Source organism: Nonlabens tegetincola, from assembly GCF_002954355.1.
Taxonomy (GTDB): Bacteria; Bacteroidota; Bacteroidia; order Flavobacteriales; family Flavobacteriaceae; genus Nonlabens; species Nonlabens tegetincola.
In genome coordinates, this window is sequence record NZ_MQVV01000016.1 from 249175 (window position 1) to 271719 (window position 22545).

At 33.4% G+C, this 22545-nt stretch carries 22 protein-coding genes; 13 read left to right on the forward strand and 9 right to left on the reverse strand.

Annotated features, from left to right (window positions below; all coding sequences use genetic code 11):
- Positions 1-13 precede the first annotated feature (13 nt).
- A complete protein-coding gene (gene priA, locus BST93_RS10590; protein ID WP_105019149.1) occupies positions 14-2467 on the reverse strand; it encodes a replication restart helicase PriA in 2454 nt (817 codons plus the stop codon).
- A gap of 132 nt (positions 2468-2599) precedes the next feature.
- Between priA and BST93_RS10595 the strand changes: the two genes are divergently transcribed.
- Complete coding sequence (locus tag BST93_RS10595) at positions 2600-3010, forward strand: hypothetical protein (RefSeq protein ID WP_042279269.1); 411 nt, start codon at positions 2600-2602, stop codon at positions 3008-3010.
- A 67-nt stretch (positions 3011-3077) separates the two neighbouring features.
- On the opposite strand, the gene BST93_RS10600 is transcribed toward BST93_RS10595, so the two are convergent.
- Positions 3078-4961: a S8 family serine peptidase gene (locus BST93_RS10600; RefSeq protein WP_105019150.1), complete on the reverse strand. Its 1884-nt coding sequence runs from the start codon at positions 4959-4961 to the stop codon at positions 3078-3080.
- A 177-nt stretch (positions 4962-5138) separates the two neighbouring features.
- On the opposite strand from BST93_RS10600, the gene dnaN reads away from it, so the two are divergent.
- The gene (gene dnaN, locus BST93_RS10605; protein WP_060524879.1) at positions 5139-6254 is read left to right on the forward strand and encodes a DNA polymerase III subunit beta; all 1116 of its coding nucleotides are present in this window, start codon (positions 5139-5141) and stop codon (positions 6252-6254) included.
- Between the two features lie 61 nt (positions 6255-6315).
- Here the strand turns inward: dnaN and BST93_RS10610 are convergent, their stop codons facing one another.
- From BST93_RS10610 to BST93_RS10620, 3 genes are all read right to left on the reverse strand, one after another.
- Complete coding sequence (locus BST93_RS10610) at positions 6316-6861, reverse strand: type 1 glutamine amidotransferase domain-containing protein (protein ID WP_105019151.1); 546 nt, start codon at positions 6859-6861, stop codon at positions 6316-6318.
- Positions 6862-7021: 160 nt separating this feature from the next.
- Positions 7022-7495, reverse strand: coding sequence for an Lrp/AsnC family transcriptional regulator (locus BST93_RS10615; RefSeq protein WP_042279275.1), 474 nt, complete (start codon positions 7493-7495; stop codon positions 7022-7024).
- A 77-nt stretch (positions 7496-7572) separates the two neighbouring features.
- Positions 7573-8652: a M14 family zinc carboxypeptidase gene (locus BST93_RS10620; RefSeq protein ID WP_181072606.1), complete on the reverse strand. Its 1080-nt coding sequence runs from the start codon at positions 8650-8652 to the stop codon at positions 7573-7575.
- 353 nt (positions 8653-9005) lie between these two features.
- On the opposite strand from BST93_RS10620, the gene BST93_RS10625 reads away from it, so the two are divergent.
- Genes BST93_RS10625 through BST93_RS10635 form a run of 3 tightly spaced genes read left to right on the forward strand, consistent with a single transcriptional unit; the run spans position 9006 to position 10693 of the window.
- Complete coding sequence (locus BST93_RS10625; RefSeq protein WP_105019153.1) at positions 9006-9437, forward strand: helix-turn-helix domain-containing protein; 432 nt, start codon at positions 9006-9008, stop codon at positions 9435-9437.
- Between the two features lie 36 nt (positions 9438-9473).
- Entirely contained in the window at positions 9474-9848 is a 375-nt protein-coding gene (locus BST93_RS10630) for a DNA topoisomerase IV (RefSeq protein ID WP_105019154.1), read from the forward strand.
- Between the two features lie 8 nt (positions 9849-9856).
- Complete coding sequence (locus BST93_RS10635; protein ID WP_105019155.1) at positions 9857-10693, forward strand: TerC family protein; 837 nt, start codon at positions 9857-9859, stop codon at positions 10691-10693.
- Positions 10694-10731: 38 nt separating this feature from the next.
- Here BST93_RS10635 and mscL read toward each other — a convergent pair whose 3' ends face one another.
- Both mscL and msrA read right to left on the reverse strand, forming a co-directional pair.
- Positions 10732-11172, reverse strand: coding sequence for a large conductance mechanosensitive channel protein MscL (gene mscL / locus BST93_RS10640; protein ID WP_060524872.1), 441 nt, complete (start codon positions 11170-11172; stop codon positions 10732-10734).
- Positions 11159-11698, reverse strand: coding sequence for a peptide-methionine (S)-S-oxide reductase MsrA (gene msrA, locus BST93_RS10645; protein ID WP_105019156.1), 540 nt, complete (start codon positions 11696-11698; stop codon positions 11159-11161). The genes mscL and msrA overlap by 14 nt, the downstream gene beginning before the upstream one ends.
- Before the next feature lie 99 nt (positions 11699-11797).
- Here msrA and BST93_RS10650 point away from each other — a divergent pair, with 99 nt between their 5' ends.
- The 8 genes from BST93_RS10650 to BST93_RS10685 all read left to right on the forward strand — a co-directional run bounded on the left by BST93_RS10650 (position 11798) and on the right by BST93_RS10685 (position 21255).
- A complete protein-coding gene (locus BST93_RS10650; protein WP_105019157.1) occupies positions 11798-14269 on the forward strand; it encodes a DUF5916 domain-containing protein in 2472 nt (823 codons plus the stop codon).
- A 20-nt stretch (positions 14270-14289) separates the two neighbouring features.
- On the forward strand, positions 14290-14955 hold the full coding sequence (locus BST93_RS10655; RefSeq protein WP_105019158.1) for an ABC transporter ATP-binding protein: 666 nt from the start codon (positions 14290-14292) through the stop codon (positions 14953-14955).
- Positions 14948-15715 carry a TIGR02757 family protein gene (locus BST93_RS10660; RefSeq protein ID WP_105019159.1) on the forward strand — a complete coding sequence of 256 codons (768 nt, stop codon included), beginning with the start codon at positions 14948-14950 and terminating at the stop codon, positions 15713-15715. The genes BST93_RS10655 and BST93_RS10660 overlap by 8 nt, the downstream gene beginning before the upstream one ends.
- 110 nt (positions 15716-15825) lie before the next feature.
- On the forward strand, positions 15826-17025 hold the full coding sequence (locus tag BST93_RS10665) for a sensor histidine kinase (RefSeq protein WP_105019160.1): 1200 nt from the start codon (positions 15826-15828) through the stop codon (positions 17023-17025).
- 69 nt (positions 17026-17094) lie between these two features.
- Positions 17095-18984, forward strand: a complete 1890-nt coding sequence (locus BST93_RS10670) for a BatA domain-containing protein (RefSeq protein ID WP_105019161.1) — start codon at positions 17095-17097, stop codon at positions 18982-18984.
- Positions 18981-20222 (forward strand): dihydroorotase, encoded by a 1242-nt coding sequence (locus tag BST93_RS10675; RefSeq protein WP_105019162.1) that lies wholly within the window; start codon positions 18981-18983, stop codon positions 20220-20222. The genes BST93_RS10670 and BST93_RS10675 overlap by 4 nt, the downstream gene beginning before the upstream one ends.
- A 6-nt stretch (positions 20223-20228) precedes the next feature.
- Positions 20229-20582, forward strand: coding sequence for a hypothetical protein (locus BST93_RS10680; RefSeq protein WP_060524860.1), 354 nt, complete (start codon positions 20229-20231; stop codon positions 20580-20582).
- 1 nt (position 20583) lies between these two features.
- The gene (locus BST93_RS10685) at positions 20584-21255 is read left to right on the forward strand and encodes an alpha/beta hydrolase (protein WP_105019163.1); all 672 of its coding nucleotides are present in this window, start codon (positions 20584-20586) and stop codon (positions 21253-21255) included.
- Here BST93_RS10685 and BST93_RS10690 read toward each other — a convergent pair.
- Positions 21252-21755, reverse strand: a complete 504-nt coding sequence (locus BST93_RS10690; protein WP_042279305.1) for a hypothetical protein — start codon at positions 21753-21755, stop codon at positions 21252-21254. The two genes, BST93_RS10685 and BST93_RS10690, sit on opposite strands and share 4 nt — an antisense overlap.
- 3 nt (positions 21756-21758) lie before the next feature.
- Complete coding sequence (locus tag BST93_RS10695) at positions 21759-22526, reverse strand: MBL fold metallo-hydrolase (protein ID WP_105019164.1); 768 nt, start codon at positions 22524-22526, stop codon at positions 21759-21761.
- Between the last annotated feature and the right edge of the window lie 19 nt (positions 22527-22545).

The following is a 22545-nucleotide window of genomic DNA, read 5'->3' on the forward strand; positions in this document are numbered from 1 at the left end:
AGAACTCCATTTTTTAATAAGGGTCTACATCTATCACACACCTCACTGATCTATATGGAGCTATGGTTTCAAAACTGGATTTGACTTTATTGATATGATTTTTAATAGAAGCAATACTGTGTTTTTTATCGGCCTTGAGAAAAATATTCATCAAATATTGATTTCTTATCCTGGCAACAGCAGGAAATTCTGGACCTAACAATTGAGCTACACTTTCTAAAGGTTGCAGACCTTTGTGAAACCAATTAGCAGCCTCTTGCACTCTAGTAATATCTTTGGCTTTAAAAGTTATTTTTATCATACGATAGTACGGCGGATATTTAAACTGATACCTATCCTCTACTTGTTGTTTGTACATTGTATGATAGTCATAAACACTTACCTGTTGTAAAATTTGATGATCTGGTGAATAGCTTTGAATTAATACTTTACCTCGCTTATTAGTACGACCACTGCGTCCTGCTACTTGAGTGAGTAATTGAAAACAACGTTCATGAGATCTAAAGTCAGGGAAATTAAGCATACTATCTGCATTAAGAACACCAACTAGCGCTACATTTCTAAAATCCAATCCCTTAGTGAGCATTTGTGTTCCTACTAGACAGTCAACCTCTTGATTTTCTACTTGATTTATTATGGTTTGATAACTGTTTTTTCCTCGAGTAGTATCTAAATCCATTCTTAAGATACTATGATTAGGAAACAATTCTTTAAATTCTTGTTCAACTTGTTCTGTCCCTAATCCTTTTGTTGATAAATCATTACTCGTACATGAGGCACATTGAGTAGGTGCTGCAGTATGAAATCCACAGTAATGACACCTTAACTGTCCTTTATATTTATGATAAGTAAGAGAAACATCACACCTAGGGCATTGAGGAGAATGCCCACATGTATTGCATTCCATAAAGGGTGAATATCCTCTCCTATTTTGAAATAAAATTACTTGTTCTTGATTTTCAAAGCACTCTTGAATGGCCGTTATCAAGGTGTCTGAAAAATGTCCTTTCATTTTCTTTTTACGGTGTTTCTGTTTGAGATCCACCATATTGATTTCTGGCATTAAAACATTATTAAACCTTCTTTTTAACTCGGCTAAATGATATTTTGAGCTTTTTACATTATAATAACTTTCTAATGATGGTGTAGCGCTTCCTAATAGGATTCTAGAATTAAAAAGTTGACCCAGAACGATTGCAGTATCTCGCGCATTATATCTAGGTGCAGGATCAAATTGTTTAAAACTTGATTCATGCTCTTCATCCACTATGATCAGGCCTAATTTAGAAAATGGTAGTAATACAGCACTACGTGCACCTATTATCACGTAGGGTTCTTTTGAAGCTAGAATATGATTCCAGGTTTCTAGTCTCTCGTTAGTAGTATACCTAGAATGATAAACGAGTACTTTATGTTTAAAGTAATTTTGTAATCTAGAAATTAATTGAGTGGTTAAAGCGATTTCAGGTAGCAAATAAAGTACTTGATTTCCTTTTTCTAATTCTTCAAGTATTAGGCGTACATAAACTTCGGTCTTACCACTTGAAGTTACACCGTGTAATAAAACGGGTTTAGAATTCTCAAATCCTAACTTAATATTATCTATAGCTTTTTGTTGATCTGTGTTTAAAGTTTTTAGTTCACTACCCTTTTCTTTATTTGACTTAACCCTATCAATTCTAAATGCTTCTTGTACAAGAATTTCTTTATCCAATAAGGCTTTGATGGTATTACTAGATGATTGTGAGCGTTCTATTAAAACACTTCTTTTTATAAAGTCACCATATTTAGCCCTAAGCGTAAACAAGGCTAGTATAACATCTTTTTGCTTTGGAGCTCTTTCTAGAGTATTTAAAAGGGTTCTTAAATCATTATCATTAGCATAATTTTCGTGAAGTCGTACAAAATTTTCGGTCTTAGGCTTATATCTTTCTCTTACTTCCTCCTTTAAGGTTAGAATATCCTTTGCGATCAAATTATTGATGATAGGCATCACAGTTTTACGTTCTGTAATGCTCATAATATCTTCTATTTTAAGAACTGCCTTGTTCTCCAGGGCCTCAACGATTAAAAACTCATTATCAGTAAGATCTTCTTGAGAATAGATAGAATCCTCCTTTAAAACCAAGGTGGTTTCAGATTCAAGCAGAAAGGATTTGGGTAATGCTGCTTTCATTACTTGCCCCATACTACACATGTAATACTGGGAAATCCACTTCCATAATTTTAATTGTTCAATCGTAATGATAGGTTCTTCATCTAAGAAAAACTCAATAGATTTCACCTCATATTCCGTTGGGACATCATCAGTATAACCAACAACGATACCGGTTTGTATTTTATTCTTTCCAAAAGGTACCGCCACTCGTATTCCAATTTGCGCTAAATGAAAGGCATCAGAGCTTACCTCATAGGTAAAAATGCGACTTAATGGAAGAGGCAATAGAACCAGTATATATTGTTTCATACAAGATGTAAAGATAAAATTCTTACAGTTAACCTGAGTAAAAAAGAAGCTGTTGACAAACAATGGAAAACAACCTTAAAACTTATAAGCATTCATTTAGATTATCGTCTAATTTTAAACAAAACTACACTTATGAAAACAAGAGACGCATATTTGGTTGCTTTAAGACCAGAAATACCCAATGCAAAAATTACGGAAGGAATGAGTGCAGATGAGTATTTTCAAAACAAAACATTACGACCAATTTCTAAACTACAACATGACCTATTGATACTTGTTTTTAAAAATTATGTCAAAAAACATAAAAACGTATTCTATGGGCTTGATGTACCTAAACGTATTGATTATATTGAAAATGCGGTAAATAAAGATCAAAAATTTAGAAACTCATTAAAAGGTATCATTATAGGTCAATTTACAACTGAAGAATATAAAACCTACATCACAAATAGTAGTGCCTTAAATAAAAGAATGATGAATATAGTTAGAGAACGATTGATCAATAGTCTTCAGGAGTTCTCAAATTCTGAGGTCTCACTGTAAAATATATACCATAAAAAAGCTGACTATGATAGTCAGCTTTTTTTTATTCCTAAAAGATGGGTAGCCATTATTCTATAACTAACTTTTGAGAAGTAATAGATGAACCATTACTTACTCTAACGATATAAATACCGCTATTTAAATTAGATATATCGATGGTTTCATCTAATGAACCATTTACGTTGTAGTTTTTACTAAAAACTCTCTGCCCTAGCATATCATACATATCTACAACAGCTTTCTTACTGTCATTAAATGAAGAGGCTAAGATTGTTATAGATGATGTCGCCGGATTTGGATAGATTTGGAATTCTGTTCCTGCTACTTGAGATGAAGATAAAGTACCTGTATCGGCTCCAGTAATAACCATTGAAAAATCTAACCCATTAGTAGGTAAGTTATTTTTATGATTAACTGTTATCGTATAAGTCCCGTTAGGTACATCTATTTCAACTATTTCAACATTATCTACATTGTTTATTCCTTTAGTGGCTGCAGCAAAAGGAATAGAAGGATCTAATTTCCAAGGAAAGAAATCATTACCGTTACTATCAGTCAACTTTAAATCTAAATCGTAAACAAGAGCTGGCGTCGAGTCATCTTCTGGACCGTTATTTTCAGTACCTGCTGCGTCTGTCCATGAAATAGCTACTTTTAAAGGACCATTGTTTGAAGTTACAGAAGAGGTATAAGTTCCTCCATTTGCTAAATTCAATTCTTTGATATCAGAATCTCCATTAGCATTAAGAATAGCATTCGCCGCATTTTCAACACTCATATGTCCCCAACCGAATCTATAATCTGGACCAGGATCATTACCTGCCTCTAAAGCGGTATTCAGAACTAAAGCCTTAACAGTTGCCGACTTCATAAAAGAAGTGTTTTGCTGATTGTACAATTGCTGTAATAGAAGAATACCACCAGTTACCATAGGCGCAGACATTGAGGTACCTTGTCTAACTCCGTAGCTCGTGTCGCTGTTAGCCGTTGTGCTATTTACACTAACCCCTTTGGCTACGATATCTGGTTTAATTCGACCATCATCAGCAGGACCCCACGTGCTAAAATTACTCATTTGGACAGAACTAGGACCGTTATATGTTACAATTGTATTGACAGCTCCTACCGTCAAAACGTTTTTAGCTAGTGATCTATCTGTCAACAAATCATAACCGTTGTCATTAAAATTTAGTCCACTATTCCTATCATTACCAGCGCTTACTACCGGTAAATAATATTCATTGAGAAAACATAACAAATCAAAGGATCTAGCAAAATTGTCATATTTACCATAAACCGAGATTGGTGTAGAAGATGAAGAATCTAAACCATAGCTATGATTAGAAACTAGCATTCCAGATAAAGCTTGTTGTAACATTTCATTTGTATCAGAATCAAATCGATAGGATACAATACTACCTTGCGGAGCAACTCCTCTCCTGGCTATACTATTATCACCAGAACTAATTATCGTTCCACCTACGTGTGTAGCATGATCGCTTAAAGATTTGTTAGGCTCCCCATATGTTACTCTGTTAATAAGATCTACGTGTGTTTGGCGTGTATATCCACCATCCCACACACCAGCTAACATTCCTTGACCTTCAATATTAAGCCCCAATGAACCTCCATTATACAGCTTTTCAGCACCCATCGCTCGAGCTCCAGTGAAATTCTCGGTAATCGTGTAAACCGGAATTCCCTCAACAACATCAGTTATCATTCTAACATTACCGTCTTCAGTAGTTTCTATTTGCTTTACATTATGCTCAACAAGGTATTGCTCAACACGTTGTTGCGCTTGCTGCTCTTTTTGTAAAAGTTCTGTATACAATTGATTAATAGCTTGTTTATCATAATCTTTAGTAATTTGAGCACGCTGTTCTGGTGTTTGTGCTATCATTACTTGTGATATGCAAGCTATGAAAAGTAAAAAGGAGATTTTTTTCATTTGATTTTTGATATTTGTTGATAATTTAAGAAAACATAATTGGGTTATTAATTGTAACTTAGTTGTTTCTTATATTAAGTTCGCAATTTAATGTATTAATTACATTATTTTAAATAGTCCTTAATATTTATATAACAAAATAAGAGTAATCTTATCACGATTTAATCACAAATAAATATGAAATTCATTGTTTCTAGTTCCTATTTGCAAAAAAACCTTCAATTAATAGGCGGTGTTATAAACAATAATAATACACTACCCATATTAGATAATTTCCTGTTTGAGCTTTCTGGTAACACCCTAAAAGTATCAGCTAGTGATATGGAAACTACCATAATTACTAATTTAGAAGTAGAAAGTGGAGAAGATGGTAATACTGCACTTCCAGCTAAGCTAGTTTTAGATACTCTTAAAACCTTTCCTGAACAACCCTTAACCTTTCATGCAGAAGATCAAAAAATGACTATCAGCCATGACAAAGGAAAGTCTGAAATAGCCTGTGCTAGCGCCGATGAATTCCCTAAAGCTGTTTCATTAGAAGACCCTTCTAAAACTGTCGTTATGGGCGATACACTAGCCACTGCAATAAACAAAACATTATTTGCAACGGGAAACGACGATTTGAGACCTGTGATGAGTGGTGTGTTCTTTCAATTCAACAATGAAAGCTTGACATTTGTAGCTACTGATGCTCACAAACTTGTACGTTATAGAAGAGAAGATCTAAAAGCTGATCAAACAGCAGAATTTATAATGCCTAAGAAACCATTGAATCTTTTAAAGTCGATGTTAATGGGTAATGAATCTGAAGTGGATATTGAATACAATGACAGTAACGCACAGTTTAGCTTTGAAAATACTACAGTCATTTGTCGATTAATAGATGGTAAATACCCAAATTACGAAGCTGTTATCCCTAAAGAAAACCCTAATCGTTTAACTATATCAAGAACTCAATTCTTGAACTCTGTAAGACGTGTAAGTATATTTTCCAACAAAACAACGCACCAAATTAGACTTAAAATGGCTGGTGCCGAACTTAATATAAGTGCCGAAGATCTCGATTTCTCAAATAAAGCCGATGAGCGCCTTACTTGTGATTACCAAGGCGATGATATGCAAATAGGATTCAACAGTAGATTTTTAATAGAAATGCTTAATAATCTAAACTGTGATGAAGTATCTCTCGAAATGAGCTTACCTAATCGAGCAGGTATTTTAACACCATTAGACGGACTGGATGACGGTGAACAAGTAACCATGCTGGTTATGCCAGTAATGCTTAATCAATAGTAATCAAACATAAAAAAAATCCCGCAGTTGCGGGATTTTTTATTTCAATAAGGTAAAGTGATTAGGCATGTTGCTCTTCATGCTTACCTTCCATTACCTCTTCGACTAATTTGTCATTAAAAGCGTCAAGATCATCTGGAGTTCTACTGGTCGTAAATCCTTCATCTACTACAACCTCTTCATCTACCCAGTTTGCCCCTGCATTTTCTAAATCTTTGCGCAATGATGGATAGCTTGTCAATTTTCTTCCATTTACCACTCCTGCATCAATTAACGGTTGTACACCATGACAAATTGCACTTACTGGTTTCTTTTGTTCAAAAAATGTCTGAATAAATTTTATAGCGTCTTCATTCATTCTCAACTGATCTGGATTTATAACACCACCAGGTAACATGAGTGAATGATAATCACTCGCATTTATTTCTGATAGAGTTTTGTCAACCTTATAACTCTCAGACCAATTACCATCTGCCCATGCTTTAATCTCTCCTGATTTAGGACTTACAATGTCTACTTGTACACCTGCATTTTCAAGAGCTTGTTTAGGACTAGTTAATTCTACTTCTTCAAAGCCATCTGTGGCCAAAATTGCAACTTTCTTCATTTTTTTTTTGTTTTTTTAGTTGTTACAAAGTTGACAATAGCACATGGTTATTTACACTAAGAGCCTGCTAAAATTGCTTTAGCAGACTCTTAAAATATATTGATTTACATTAATTTATGTTAATTACGCTTTCGCGAAAGCATAATAAGTAAAAATCTAATTATAAATCTTGAAAAACTTTGTGTAGCAAACGCTTTTTATCATTAATACTTTCCTCTAGACTTATCATAGTTTCAGTGCGACTCACCCCATCTATGTCATCTAGTTGAAATATGATACGTTTTGCATGGGTAGTATCTTTGGCTCTTATTTTACAGAAAATATTAAATTTTCCTGTAGTAATATGTGCTACGGTAACAAAAGGAATCTCCTTTATCCTACTCAACACAAATTGTGTAAGGCTCGTTTTTTCCAAATAAACTCCTATATAAGCGATAAAGGTGTAACCTAGCTGATGGTAATCAACAGTTAAAGAAGAACCCTTTATAATACCCGATTCTTCCATTTTCTTTACTCTTACATGTACGGTTCCAGCTGATATGTTTAATCTTTTTGCTATATCCGTAAATGGAGTTCTAGTGTTTTCAATTAAAACATCAAGGATTTGCTTGTCTATTTCGTCTATTTTAGCCATTTTATTAGTCTAACGTTATTCTTTTCAGGCAAAATTAATAGAAACAATACAAATATTCTTTCAAAATGGAGTTTTTGTTAAATAATTATCAAATTTTTAATACCTAAAACTTCAGATTTAACAATATTATTCTCGTCAATCTTCAAATCTTCAGGAAGTTGACCATCCACATCCATTATCCTATGTGCATTGCGCACCGTTTCTGGATTGATATCATTAACTCGCGGCGAGAGAATTAGTTGACCTTCTTCCAAAACCTCTTTATACATTAAGGATGTAAATACTGTTTTATCGTCTTGTTCATAGCGTAATACAATATCACAAAAGGTTTTAGAAATTTGAGGGATAGACAAATATGATTCAACTAGTTGATTATATGATGCATATTCTTTTTCATACAGTGATTGTAAAGCTGTAAGTATGGCATTCTTAATAATACTGGTTATCTCATCTCTATGATAATCTAATCCGGCATGACCGGCCTCAAAAAGCACGGTAGGAATATTTCTTGACGTTAAATAATCGCCAAAACAATTTTCATTAAAATCATCAGAATATCTGCAGATGGCGGTATTTAAATCTGGTTGTAGTTGAGAATAAATAGAATTAATAACTTTTACAGCTTTTAGCCTAGCTGGATTAAACGACTTTTCATCATTCGAGGCAGGTGCCAAAAAAGATAATTGACATGGTTTACTGCCATCTTCTGTACCAAATATGGTGCGCTGCCCGTGTAAATTAAAGCACATATCGGGTTTTATAAGCTCAAGTTGTTCAAAGAAAATCATGGTTTCTGGTTGATCCTTTAAAACAGCATTTCTATTTAAATCAACTTTATTGGCATTTTCTCTTGTCCAATTTTCAGCACCATCTGGATTCAAAATAGGAATAATATACAATTCTATTTTATCCAACAATGGTTTAAAATCATCCTGATCTATCAAATCCAACAAGGCTCTTGTGGTTGTAGATTCATTACCATGCATTTGAGACCACATAAAAACCTTAATGGAACCTGACCCAGCTTGAAGTAAATAAATAGGTTTTTTAAGTACAGAATATCCAATGGTTTTTAAAGAAAAGGGAGAAGATTCTTTACGCACAATACGATCCAGTTCTTGTTGAAACAATTCATATTTATAATATCTAGTTAACAATGTATACAGCTTTTAAAGATTATATCAAAAGTAAGCATCAAACAGTTTACATAAGTAAAAACAGACATCTTTACATTTGTAAACAATGTAATTACACAATTGTAAACAGGTAAAATCTGATTGTCTTTTACATTTGTAAACTAATAGGCATTTTTTGATGTGTCATTGCTTCTATTTTTCGTTAAAATGATTTTAAATATATTTATATTATTGTTTACTAGTTTTTATGTATATTTATCTAAAGTTTTAATTTAATATTTGGCTTATGATTTTAATAGGATGTGATAATTAATTTCTTTTGTTTACATTTGTATAATATAAATCTTATACAAGATTGTTTACAATTGTAACAAATGAGTGACCCGACAAATATTGCTGAAAGAATTAAAGAGATTATTGAAAAAAATGATCTTACAGCTTCAACTTTTGCAGAGAAAATCAATGTAGGTCGTAGCAGTATCTCGCATATATTATCTGGAAGAAACAAACCTAGTTTGGATTTCATCCTAAACGTAATGAAAGAATTTCCCGATGTGGATTTATACTGGTTGATGAATGGACAGAAAGCCAAAGCTTCCAAAGAGATCAAATCAACCTCTGCTCCTATTATTAATAATTCTCTTTTTGATCAGGACGTAGTAAAAGAACAATCTGTTCCAAAGGATGAAGAAAAGAATGAAATAAGTCCTTTACCATCTCACGTCAATTCACAAAAATTAGGGAAAAATATACAAAAGGTAATTTTGCTTTTTTCTGATGGAAGTTTTGAGAGTTACGAACCCTAAGATTTTTTTAAGATAACTGGGTAGTATTTTTGAATTATGAAAAAACTCATTTATTACATTCCTCTTCTCTTACTTTTTTCAGCTTGTTATCAAAATCAAGTAAACTGTGAATCATTTAAAGAAGGTACCTTCATTTGGGAACAAGAATCTGGTGGAAAAAAATTTAAAACTGAATTCACCAGAATCGGAAATTTGCAAATTGAAAAATTTGAAAATGAAATAGACAGTTCTCGCGTTGAATGGATAAATGATTGTGAATGGCGTATAATTCCTATTAATCCAGATTCAAACGCCGATTCTCGAGCTTATCTTTTTAAAATATTGAACACATCAAAAGATTCTTATACCTTTGAATTTAAACAATCTGGTCGTGAACAAGTATATTCAGGAACAGCAACTAAAATCAAATAAAACCCATCATGTTTGAGATCTTCCAATCTGCCGATGCCTGGATGGCATTATTAACCTTAACCTTTCTTGAAATAGTTCTAGGAATTGATAATATCATTTTCATCTCACTAGCTTCTGAAAAACTACCAGACGACAAACGTAAAAAGGCAACCAATATTGGATTAATCCTTGCCATGGCTTTACGTATCGTATTACTTTTTGGAATAAGTATTCTTATTTCATTACAAAGTAGCTGGTTTACCTTTGATTATGGCTGGATATCAGGATCCGTTACTGGACAGTCTCTAATTTTATTTGCTGGTGGTGTTTTCCTTTTATACAAAGCCACACAAGAAATTTATGAAAAAGTAGAAGACATAGGACACGATCAACGTGAGCTTAAAAAGAAAAGAACTGATACTTTAAGTAAAGTAATCTTTGAGATTACAATGATTAATATCGTTTTCTCATTTGATAGTATTCTGACCGCAGTAGGAATGACTAGTGGATTAAGTGACGATCCCGATGGAGCTTTAATTCTTATGATAATTGCCGTTGTGCTTTCAGTAATTATAATGCTTCTGTTTGCACATCCAGTAGGTAAATTTGTAAACAAGCATCCATCGGTTCAAGTGCTAGGTCTGGCATTTTTATTACTGATAGGATTTATGCTTATTGCAGAAGGTGCTCATATGGCCGATCTTGTCGTGTTTGGTAATGAGAGTGGAGTAATTCCTAAAGGATATTTATACTTTGCCATTTTCTTTTCCATGTTTGTTGAGTTTCTTAATTTCAAATTGCGCAGTAAATCAATTAAGAAAAAGAAAACAACTGATCTTCTGGAAGACGATGAAGTAATTAAATAAGTAGTAAGAAATAAAAAAACGGGCTCTAGGCCCGTTTTTTATTGTTTATTCTTTAGCAATTCGTTTTGCTCCTTCATCAAAAGTTTAAGATCATTAAGAAGTTCAATATTTTTAGGAGTTGATACTTGTTTTTCTTCAGGGTTGTGCGACTTGTTTCTAAGTTTATTCAACATTTTAATAACAAAAAACACAGTAATACCAATTACCAAAAAATCAATACACACTTCAAATAGTTCGCCGTAGTAGATAGCTATTTCACTAGTTTCCTTGCCAGCTCCGTTAGTAGCTGCAGCTTTTAACACGTATTTTTTATCCTCGAAATTCAACCCATCAGTCAAATAAGCTAGTGGTGGCAATGCAACCTTTTTAACTAGGGTTTGAACTACATTATTAAAGGCAGTTCCTATTATAATTCCCACGGCCATATCGACCATGTTGCCTTTAATGGCAAACTCTTTAAATTCATCAATTATTTTCATCGGCTAGTAGGGTGCTATATTGGTTTTTTAATTTTCTTATTTTGGGATCTATTATGACTTGACAGTAACCTTGTTCCCTATTGTTTTTATAATAATCCTGGTGATAATCCTCGGCTGGATAAAAATCGGTTGCCGGTTCAACTTTTGTCACTATGGGATCTGGGTAAGTTCCATCATTATTCAATTGTTCTATATAGTTTTCGGCGATTTGTTTTTGATTTTCATCCAGGTAAAATACAGCGCTCCTGTAATGTTCACCTACATCATAACCTTGTCTGTTTAATGTTGTAGGATCATGAGTTGCCATGTGTATTTTCAATAACGTTAAGTAATCAATTGTATCTGGGTCATAGCTTACAAGTATAGATTCTGCATGGCCTGTGCGACCTTGAACTACTTCCCTATACGGTGGATTTTTTATATGACCGCCACAAAATCCAGATACCACCTTCTCTACTCCTTTTAATTTTTGGAATACCGCTTCAGTACACCAAAAACAACCACCTGCAAAAATCGCTTCCTCCATTTTTTTTACAGCAAGTTACTCACAATCCTTATATATAGCTGCATATTAACAAGTCTTTAAAATAATTAATGGATTCTGCGACTAGTTTTGCGATTAGACATGAAAAAACACCTCTTTTTTACTATTATAATAGTTTTTGTAAGTTCCGCTTTCGCGAAAGCGTACTCACAAGAAACCCTAGATACATTAGAAATTCCTCGTAAAAAGTACCGAGCAACACGTATATATGATGCTCCTAAAATTGACGGTAAACCGTTTGAAAAACAATGGGAAGGCGTGACTACCGGAGCTAATTTTGTTATGGTGGAACCTGTAAATCTACAGCCTGAAAGACAAAATTATCGTACCGAATTTAAAATTGCCTATGACGATGAAGCGGTTTATGTGGCTGGTTTTATGTATGACGAGAATCCTGAGGAAATATTGAGACAATTTTCCCAGAGAGATCAAATAAATGTTCAGGCAGACTTATTTTCTATTTGGATAAATACTTACAATAACGGTATTGATCAAACTAGATTTTATGCTACCAGTGCCAATGCGCTAGGTGATGCTAGATCAACAAATGGTGGAGAAGATTTTAGCTTTAATGTTGTTTTTTTAAGTGAAACCAGTATTGATGATAATGGCTGGTATGTTGAAATGAAAATACCTTACCGCACCTTAAGGTTTCCTGAAGTAAATGTTCAAGATTGGAGTTTCAATATTTTTAGAAGAATTAGGCATTTGAACGAGGACTACAGTTACAATCCTATTAATATTACTGAAGGAAACGTAAATCAATACGACGCGTTACTTACTGGTATTGAAGATATTGATCCACCATTACGATTAAACTTATACCCTTTTGTAAGTACCCAAAGCGACTGGAACAAGCTTCAGTCAGAAACTGTCTTCAACGCTGGTATGGATATAAAGTATGGAATTAATGATGCTTTTACCCTAGATGCTACATTAATACCAGACTTTGGTCAGGCTGCATTTGATAGAGTAGTTTTGAATTTAGGACCGTTTGAACAAGTTTTTGGAGAAAACAGACAATTTTTTATTGAAGGAACAGAACTTTTTAGAAAAGGAGATATTTTCTTTTCACGCCGTATAGGACAACGTCCTACGCAAAGAGGTAATTTGGGACTTGAACAAGGTGAAACAGTAATAGAAAATCCAAGATCTGCCGATCTATTAAATGCAATAAAAGTTTCTGGTCGAACTTCAAAAGGACTAGGTATAGGTGTACTTAATGCTGTTACTGGACCAACTGATGCTATCATTGAAGATTCTAATTCAGGTGATATAAGAGAAGTAAGAACTGAACCACTGGTGAACTACAATGTACTGGTTCTTGATCAAACCTATGGAAATAATAGCGCAGTTTCACTTACTAATGCATCTACATTGCGAGATGGTAGTTTTACTGATGCTAATGCCACAGCTATTGAAGTAACTCATAACAATAATCAAAATACCGTACGTTATTTTGGTCGTGCACGCATGACCAATCGTTTTTTAAGCGACGATACTTCTACGGGATTTTCAACCAGCGCTGTTGTTCAAAAAATTACAGGAAATTGGAGACCTAGAATTGAACATTATTTTGCTGATACTACATTTGATCCAAATGACCTCGGACAACAATTTAGAAACAACTATAATAATTTCTCATTTGAGTTAGAATATAATAGATTCTTACCTCAAGGTATTTTTAATAATTGGAATATTGAACTAGACATAGATCACAATAGAGCCTATAACCCAGGAATTCATACAGGTAGTAGATTTAATATCAATCCATTTTTCTTTACTAAAGAGCGTTTTGCATTTGGAGCAAATTTCACCTACGCTACAGAAAGTAAGGATCTTTTTGAAAGTAGAATTGATGGATTGTTTACCAACTATCCAGCTCGTTTTTTTATGGGTGGTTTTATTTCTAGCGATTATCGTAAAAAGCTGGCAATTGATGCCAATGCAGGAATTAATGAGCGTTTGAATGACGAGCAGCTTAGTTACGATTTTTCTATTTCTCCTCGTTATAGATTTTCTGATAAATTTTTACTGGTTTATAGGATAAATTGGTTTAAAAATGATGGCCGTTTAAGTTATGTTACACTTTTAAATGATGGTAACAGTACACGCAGTATTTTTAGTAGACGATATGACCACAGCGTAGAAAATACGCTTACCGGTAATTTAAATCTGAGCAATCGATTGGCATTAAATCTAACATTCAGAAACTTTTGGCAACGATCAGATTTTGCCGAAGACTTACAAGAACTACAGGCAAGTGGCGATACCGCACCTTCAACCTTTAGACTAGACGAGGAAGACAATCCAGATAGAGATTTTAATGTTTGGAATCTAGATTTAAGTTTCAGATACAGGTTTGCTCCAGGTAGTGAAGTAAGCGTTTTATACCGTAATAGGCTTAATAATGTTGAACAACAAGCACAATTAGGATTCAATGAAAGCTTTGACAATTTATTAAAAGAAGATTTTAATCACACTATATCAGTTAGGCTATCTTATTTCCTTGACTTTAATAAAGCGCTACAAGTGATCAACAAAAATGCTTAAAGCGTTACATTTGTTGTACTATGATTGAAGCAAGAAATATTCAAAAAACTTTTGGAGACCTAAAAGTACTCAAGGGTGTTGATCTTACTATAGAAAAAGGTGAAATTGTAAGTGTTGTAGGTAGTTCTGGAGCTGGTAAAACCACTTTATTACATATTTTAGGAACGCTAGAGCAACCAGATAAAAATAAGAACACCTCTTTACATATAAATAGCACCGATATTCTAAAACTATCTAGCAATCAATTGAGTAAATTTAGAAATGAGCAATTAGGTTTTATATTTCAATTTCACCAATTGTTACCCGAATTTACTGCTATCGAAAATGTATGTATTCCAGCATTTATCAAAAAAACAAGCAAAAAAACCGCCGAGAAAAGAGCTCAAGAATTATTGGAATACTTACAATTAAGCGATCGACTACATCATAAACCTGGTGAATTATCTGGTGGAGAACAGCAACGTGTAGCAGTTGCTCGTGCATTGATGAATAGTCCCGAAGTTATTTTTGCCGATGAGCCCACAGGAAATTTAGATACATCAACTGCTGATAATCTACATCAATTAATTTTAAGTTTACGAGAAGAATTTCAACAAACCTTTGTTATCGTAACACATAATCAGGAGCTCGCAAATCTGGCTGACAGAAAGTTAACCATGAGCGATGGACGTTTTTTAAATGAATAAAAAAGAGCTTAAAGAATTCTTAGATAAAAAAGTAGAACAATATAATGTTCCTGACTTTATACCACTTGATCCTATAAAAATACCCTATCAATTCTCTGATAAAAAAGACATTGAGATCGCAGGATTTTTAACTGCTACTATTGCCTGGGGAAATCGCAAGTCTATTTTAAACAACGCAAATAAAATGATGCAACTGCTCGATAATTCTCCGGCAGATTTCATTAAAAACTTTGAAGAAGCAGATTTAAAATCGATTACAAATTTTGTACATAGAACCTTTAATAGTGAAGATTTGAAGACTTTCTTGAGAGCCTTACAACGTTTTGAAAATGAATACAGTGGTTTAGAGTTCGCTTTCGCGAAAGCGTTAAAATCTTCCACCAACCTTCTAGAAGCTATTTCTTTGTTTAAACATGATTTTTTTCAAATTGAACATTTAAATCGAACACAAAAACACGTGAGCGACCCTATGAAAGGCAGTGCAGCCAAAAGAATTTTAATGTTTTTACGCTGGATGGTAAGAAAAGATAACGCTGGTGTGGATTTAGGCATTTGGAACGAAATACAAGCGAGAGACTTATACTTACCATTAGACGTTCATACCGGGAATATAAGTAGGCAGCTTAACTTGTTGACTCGTAAACAAAACGATGCTAAATCAGTGATTGAAATCACAAATACGTTGAGAAAATTTGACCCAACAGATCCTATTAAATATGATTTTGCGCTATTTGGATTAGGAGTGTTTAAAGAATTGTAATTTTATTACGATTAGAACAAACAAAATATTTGGTTATCTTTTCTTGTTAATAGAAAACTAATGAAACTTATTGTTGTATCTTTACTTAGTTTTTTTTAACAAACAACCTAATGGCACTAGCACCACTACATACCGACGAGAAAGCAAGAATAGAGGTGCTTAAATCGTATCACATCGATCCTAGCAAACGAAAGGATTTTGATGAACTTACAGAATTAGCTTGTAAACTGACCGATGTACCTAAAAGTTTGATAAGCATTGTTGACAAAGACGAAGTTTGGTTTAAATCACAACATGGATTACAACTTAATTCTTCTCCTAGAGAGCTGAGCTTTTGCTCTCATGCAATCAATTCTAATCAAGAAGTATTTCTTATAGAAGACACAAGAAAGGAGCCAGAATTTGCAGATCATCCATTTGTAAAAGCGGCAGATCCTCTCATTTTTTATGCTGGAGTACCGTTAAAAGATGGGAACGGTTTGCCATATGGAACTATTTGTGTTTTAGATAATGTTCCTCATAAATTTACCGATGAGCAACGTAAAAACTTACTAATGGTTGCTGATCTTGCTCAAAGACAATTTGAATTAAAACGAGCTAATTTAAAATTAAAAGAAAAAGCAAGACAATTACAGGAAAATAACAAAATGCTTGAAAATTTTGCACACACTGTATCGCATGATTTAAAAATGCCTTTGGCTAATATAATTATGACTAGTGATATGCTTAAAGCTTCATTGAATGGCAAGTTGAATGATAAGGATTCTCAATACCTTTCTGGAATGAAGGAGGCTGCTTTTTCAATGAGTGATTACATTGAAAATATATTAAATCACTATGAAAGTGAGCAGTTGATTATCAATACTCAAGACGAGATTGATATTTATAGCTTGCTTGAGGATATAGAGGATATGATCGGGCAACGAGAGGATTTTAACTTTAAAATGCCTGAGAATAATTTGCAGTTAAAGTGTGATAGTTCGGCCCTACGACAAATTCTACTCAATTTGATAGGAAATAGTATCAAGTACAATGATAAGGACCTTATTGAAGTTAGAGTTGAAACTAAAGAGACTCCGAAATTTTATTGGATAAGTGTAGAAGATAATGGCGTGGGAATACCTGACGACAAAAAAGATAAAATATTTGAGTTATTTACCACACTAAACACTGCCGATAGAGCAGGTAAAAAAGGTCATGGTATAGGACTTTCTACTGTAAAAATTTTAGTAGATAAAATGGGTGGTGTTATTAAATGTAGATCAAAAGTCAATGAAGGAACTACATTTACCTTTTCGATAAAAAAATAAAGTAATATAGAACAAGATATTTATTTTGGTTTGAGGTAAAGAATTATCTTTGAACCAAGGTTATAATGAATGGTATTTAAGAATCCTACACTTCTTTGGGCACTTTTATTTTTAGCAATACCTATTCTTGTTCATTTATTTCAGTTAAGAAGGTTTAAAAAAGTAGCTTTTACAAATGTTGCTTTTCTCAAACCGTTAATTTCTCAGACCCGAAAAAGTCGCACCATTAAAAAATGGCTTACCTTATTAACGAGGCTATGCGCTGTTGCTTGTATTGTCCTTGCTTTTGCACAACCATTTATACCTGGAAGCAAAACGGCTATTAAGGAAAAAGAAACCTCTATATACTTGGACAACTCATTTTCTATGCAAAGAGAGGCAGCTAATGGTAGTTTATTACAGCAAAGTGTTCAACAGCTTATAGAAACTATTCCTAGCTCAAAATCTTTTAATTTAATTACAAATGACAGTGAATTCAAGAATGTTACCTTAAAAGAAGTAAAAAATAATTTATTAGACCTTAATTACTCCAAAAAACCATTTGATCTAAATCAAGCTTTGCTCAAAGCGAATAGCCTTTTTAGTGATAAAAAGAATGTAAAGGAGATCATATTAATCTCTGACTTTCAAAAATTAAATGAAGAACCATTAGATACGTCAAAATTATCATCTGTAAGGATTATTCAGGTAAATGCACCAGATAAAATTAACATTGCAATTGATAGTGCGTTTATTTTTAAGGAAACTGGTATAAATAAAGAACTTAAGGTTCTATTATCTTCAAGTTCACCTATTGAGAATGCTATTTCCATAGCTCTAAATCATAAAGGAAAACTTATTGCAAAAACATCCATTGAGTTTGAAAACAATAAAGCGATAGCTCAATTCAATTATACTCTTGGTGAACCTTTAACAGGTCAACTTAATATACAGTCAAACGATTTAGAATTTGATAATACGTTGTATATAAGTGAACAAGAAAAACTACGTGTCAATATTCTTGCAATTAATAATGAAAAGGATGATTTTCTTAAAAAGCTATACAAGGGTGATGAGTTCAATCTAACAAGTGTTAATTCAAATCAACTTAATTATAATCTTATACCCGATCAAAATCTTATAATATTAAATGAACTAGACGACTTCTCTAGTGAATTAGAATCGACATTGAGACGCTTTAAATTAAATGGAGGAAAATTGGTAATAATTCCTAGTTCAGAAATGACAACTGCTTTTTTAGGAATTACTCCTTTAAGCCAGCAGGTAAATGCAGACAAGAAAATTACAAATATCAATTTTGAGCATCCTTTATTCAAAGGAGTTTTTAATAAAAGAGTATCAAATTTTCAATACCCAACGGTTTCAAAAGTTATTTTACCATCAAAACCTGTTCCTTCCATTTTAACCTATGAGGATAATTCCTCCTTTTTGTACGAGGACGACGGTACCTATATTTTTACTTCTAGCTTAAATGAGTCCAATTCAAATTTTAAAAGCTCACCTCTTATTGTTCCCATATTTTACAATTTTGCAATAAGTAGCTTGTCACCTTCTCGACTGTTTTACAAAACAAATCAATCGGATAAAATCACTATTCCTGTAAATGTAAAACAGGATGAGATTGTTACTATAAGTAATCAAGAAATCGAAGTAATTCCTCTACAAAAGGCTTTTAATAATAAAGTAGAAATTCAAACTGATGGAATTGACTTATCAGCAGGAAATTATACCTTAAGTTATTCAGGTGTTGCTGTTGGAAATATTAGTTTTAATAATGATAGATTAGAAAATAAACAAAGTTTTTACGAATTACAATCTTTAGATACCTACAGCTCTGTCAAAGATTTAATGAGTCAATTAAGCAGCGAGGAAAATATAACATCATTATGGCAATGGTTCGTATGCGGTGCATTACTTTTCTTTTTACTTGAAACCTTGATATTAAAATATTTGAAATGATACTGATAAAGCAAGCAAAAATTCTTGATGAATATTCTGATCATCATTACACAATTCAAGATATTCTTATTGAAGATGGAATTATAAAAAAAATAGCTTCTAATATTAGTGAAGATCAACAAATTGAACATATCATAAACGTTGAAGGATTACACATTTCTATAGGCTGGATAGATAGTAGTGTATGTTCTGGTGAGCCTGGTTTTGAAGAAAGACAAACGCTTAAAAACCTTGTAAATGCAGCTTCAATTGGTGGTTTCACAACAGTATTACTTAACCCTAATAATCAACCTAATCCAGAAGAAGGATCGCAAATTAAATCCTTGAAAAACTATTTGAATGATCAGCCAGTAGATCTTATACCTATTGGATCTTTGACCTTATCTCAAAAAGGTGAACATCTAGCAGAACTCTATGATATGATAGAAGCTGGTGCAGCAGGGTTTTATGACTTTAAAAAATCAATAACCAATGCCAACTTGATGAAAGTTGCTCTTCAATACAGTACAGGATTTAATGCTGTGATACAATCATACCCTGAAAATTCAGACCTAGCAGGAAAAGGTATGGTAAATGAAGATTCTACAACCGCCTTATTAGGTTTAAAGTCTAAACCAGCCATGGCCGAAACCGTTCAAGTGGCTCGAGATCTTCAAATTCTATCCTATACGGGTGGATTGCTCCACTTCCCAACGGTCAGTCTATCAGAGAGTGTAAATTTGATTGATGAAGCACGCAGTCAGGGATTATCTGCTTCATGTAGCGTAAGTATTAATAATCTTCTTCTAGACAGTCAAAGTTTATTAGGCTTTGAAGCCAATTTCAAATTAGATCCACCACTGCGTAATGAAGAAGAAAAAACAGCACTACTCCAAGATGTAAAATCAGGTAAGGTACAAATGGTTACATCTGATCATATACCACTAGATATTGAGCATAAAAAACTAGAATTTGATCGAGCTAAATCTGGTGCTACGGCTATAGAAGTAACATTTAAAGCATTAAACGCTGTCGTTGATACCTATACTAGTGTTAAGCTCCTCACAGGAGCTTATGATGTTTTTCCAATTGAGCGACCTCGAATACAAGCGAATCATAAAGCAGTAATAACGATGTTCACAGATTCAGAAAACGATACAATAACTAGCACCGACCTAGTATCAACATCAAAGAATTGTGCTTTATTAGGATGTAAAACGCGTGGTCGCGTTTTAGGAATAATTAATGGAAAAAAATAAAAATATATGAGTAATCCTCCTGGAAAAGGCCTTGCTATACTAGGCTATTGTAGTGTGTTTGGCCTATTTATACATATCTTCTTGTTCATAGCAATTTTAGGAACTGCCATATTACTGAACAATGGTAAAGGTCAACAATTTGCTGCCTTTCATTTACGACAAATGTTTGGTATAGGGATAGTTGCAATTTTAATTAATGCTTTTACACCTATAATAGAACAGGGCTGGCTTGCACTGCTTATCATTTCGCTTATTGTACTTGTCGCGGTTTTAGGCTTATTGAGCGCATTGCGCAATCAAATGATAGCCTTACCTTTTATTGGTGATTACTTTCAAAAATGGTTTAGTTTTATAAAATAATATGACAAATACTTCTCTCTCCATCAAACATATAATACGTCCAGCAGTTCAAGAAAATGCTCCTTTACTCCTATTACTTCATGGATACGGTAGTAATGAGGAAGATTTATTTTCCTTTTCTTCCGAAATAGATCCTAACATCTTTGTGGTGAGTGCCAGAGCTCCTTATGAAATCCCACCTTATGGTGCAGCATGGTACGCCATTAATTTTGATGCAGCAGGAGGAAAATTTAGTGATCTCGATCAAGCAAAATCAAGCATGGAACTGTTAGATACATTTATAGAAGAGCTTAAGAATTCCTATTCTATAGATCCTAATAACATTAATTTACTTGGGTTTAGTCAAGGTGCTATTTTGTCTTATGCGTTAAGTTTTAAACATTTGGGAATGTTTAATAATGTGGTTGCAATGAGTGGTTACTTAAATAAAGAGCTTATTGAAAATGAGGATGATGTGGTGGCACGCTTTCGCGAAAGCGTAAAAAAGACCAATTATTTTATTTCTCACGGAACTATGGATCAAGTAATACCGCTGGATTGGGCCAGTGAAGCTCCTAAATTCATGAGTGAATTAAAAGCTGATTATCTTTATAAAAATTATCCAATAGGACATGGGGTTTCTAGAGATAATTTTTACGATATGAAGGAATGGTTAGAAAAACGCATCTTTTAACCACGGTTTTTGGTATATAAAACTGTCTCGATGGTTTCAAAAGTCACTTCCTGATCTTGATCAATTTCATATTTAAGTAAAACATCACCCCATTGATCACCATCAGTAAAATTAGCTGCTATCCATTTATGGTTTAGGGTTTGTATTTGGTCAATAGCAAATCCTCGATTGGCTCCAATGTATGGGATCAAAGGGTTACCACCATCTTTAATATTGAGCTCTAGTAATTTATCATAAAGTAAGGCTTCAACTTGAGAACTTGTAAGATTGTATTTAAGAAAATAATTTTCGGCTTCAGGATTGCCTTTTATCGTGATAAAGTCGGCTATGGCAATTTGGGCCTGAACTGTTTCTAGCTTTTCTTCTTGTTTATCAGCTTCCTTTTTTAGTTCCACTATTTTTTGTTCTAGCTGGGTTTGATATTTTCTACCGTTTACATAAAAAATAAGAGCTATAAGTGAAGCAAAAATGAATAAATAGAGATAAAGATTCTTTTTCATAGATCAAGTCGTAATTTCTAAATTATCGTAAGCAAGGTACACATTATCTGGTAATGTGGGCTCTACTTCGGCATGAAAACCAAGATGATGACTTATGTGAGTAAAATAGGTTCTTTGTGGTGATATTTTATTAATTAACTCCAAAGCTTCATCCAAATTAAGATGCGTATTATGAGGTTCGTGACGAAGCATATTAATTACAAGAATATCTAAGTTTTCCAGTTTTTTTAATTCTTTATCGGTAATGGTTTTTACATCGGTCATATAGGCAACATCATTAATTCTAAAGCCATGAACTGGAATGTAACCATGATCTGCAAGAACAGGAATTACCCTAATACCTTTAACTTCAAACTCGTCTTTATCAAATTCATGAACATCTAGTGTAGCTACACCAGGATATTTATTGACGGTTTCAAACATATAGGAAAATCGTTGTTGTAAGGCCAGGTGTACACGATGAGTCATATAACAATCAAGGTCACCTTGCCTGAAGTAAAATGGCCTTAGGTCATCTAGACCTGCTGTATGATCTGCGTGCTCGTGAGTAAAAAGTACAGCATCAATTTCAGTTACTTTATTGGTAAGCATTTGTTGTCTAAAGTCTGGACCTACATCAATGATAAATCTTATTCCTTCTGTCTCGATCATAGCGCTCACGCGCAATCTTTTGTCTCTAGGGTCATCACTTAAACATACTGGATGTGTGCTTCCTATTACGGGAATTCCTTGTGATGTACCTGAGCCTAATATGGTAATTTTCGTTTTCATAATTTGGCTTAAAATTAGA